The sequence below is a fragment of the Deltaproteobacteria bacterium genome, from assembly GCA_012522415.1.
Classification (GTDB): Bacteria; Desulfobacterota; Syntrophia; order Syntrophales; family JAAYKM01; genus JAAYKM01.
Window position 1 is genome coordinate 1 of record JAAYKM010000103.1, and the last position, 1,602, is coordinate 1,602.

Annotated in this window: 1 protein-coding gene; it reads left to right on the forward strand. The window is 52.8% G+C overall.

The features are described from left to right. Positions 1-26: 26 nt before the first annotated feature. Positions 27-1,602, forward strand: a 1,576-nt coding sequence (locus GX147_08600; protein ID NLN60745.1) for a hypothetical protein, incomplete at its 3' end; no start/stop codon positions are given.

Genomic DNA, 1,602 nt, shown 5'->3' on the forward strand with positions numbered 1-1,602 from the left:
CCGGCAAGGGAAAATATGAAATTGACATGCCCCCCGGAGAAAATTTACTGCGGGAAATCCTTGCGGATATCCAAAATCATATTTTTGAAGCCATCCTGCCCGAGCATGGCTATGGTATCCGGGAAAAACAGATGGAGCTTGCCGCCCATATGCTTGAAGCTATCGGGAACCGTACCGTATCCCTGTCCGAGGCTGAGGTAGGAACCGGTAAAACCCATGCCTATCTCATTGCTGCCGCCCTTGCCAAGCGGGGACGTGTCAATGACTTCTGGCTACGGGGATACTACCCCGATCAGAGCTATGCTGCCAGCGCTTACATGCCTGTGGTGGTTTCCACTGCCAGCATTGCCCTTCAAAACGCCATCGTAAAAGACTACATTCCTGAAATATCCCGTATCCTGATGGCCCACGGCATTATCAAAACACCGCTGTCCTGTGTCCTGCGCAAAGGCCGGGAGCATTATATCTGCGAAAAAAACCTTTGTGCGTATTACCGTGACGCGGACGAATCCACACAAGGGCTTCTGGCTCCTCTTTTCAAAAGGACGGCATCCATTGACCTGGCTGACGCGGAAGGGCTGACACCCTACATCAAACGCAGGATCGGCGTATCGGGACGCTGTGATGAGAATTGCCCATATTATAACGCTTGCAGATATTTACGCCATATGCGGCATGTGCAGTCTGGCGAGCATGATTTTCAGGTCTGCAACCACAACTATTTCCTGGCCGATGTCATTCGCCGCTCCAAGGGGCAAAGCCCACTGATTCCCCATTACCAGGCGGTCATCATCGACGAGGCTCATAAGTTTTTACAGGCGGCCCAACAGATGTACGGCGTGGAATTTGGAAGCCTTTCCATTCCGCGTGTGATAGAGGACATTGGCTGCTTCACCTTCCAAAAGGGCGTCAGCAGCGCAATGGTACGGGAACTTGCCGGAAAGCTGATGGGCCAGAACCGGCGATTGTTTCAGCTTTTACTGGATAACATCCCTCCCGATAGCCTGGAGGAGGAAACGGAACGCTATAAAACGGTCATGGATAAAACGGCTGCCCGGCACCTGCGGAATATCCGGAATATCGGCGGGGAGCTGTCGGAGCTGATGTCGGAGCAACTGCTGCTACTCCGGTACAGAGGCCGCTGCTCTCAGATACGCTTTGAGCTTTCCCTTATCCGGGAACAAGCTGGCATACTGGAAAAGTATGATGAGCTTGTTTACTGGCTGGAAAGACCGGAGGAAAGATACACGGCAGGAACGGATAAAGAACTTGAAACCCTGTTATGCGCCATTCCCAAACAGTTAAGCGATATGCTGTACGCTGACCTGTGGAGCCGCGGGATTCCCGTTGTCCTCACTTCGGGTACGCTGTCGGCAGCCGGGAGCTTTGAACATATTGAACGCAAAATGGGCCTTGACCGGGTGCGCTCTTTGATGGAAACCAGCAAGCCATCACCTTTCTGCCACCGGGAGAATGTCCTTTTATACATCAGTGAAACCGTACCCTTTCCCGACAGTCAGGACAATGAATATATCGCTGCCGTGGCGGAAGAAGCCGGAAGGCTGATTCAGGCGTCTCACGGCCATGCCGCCCTGCTGTTTA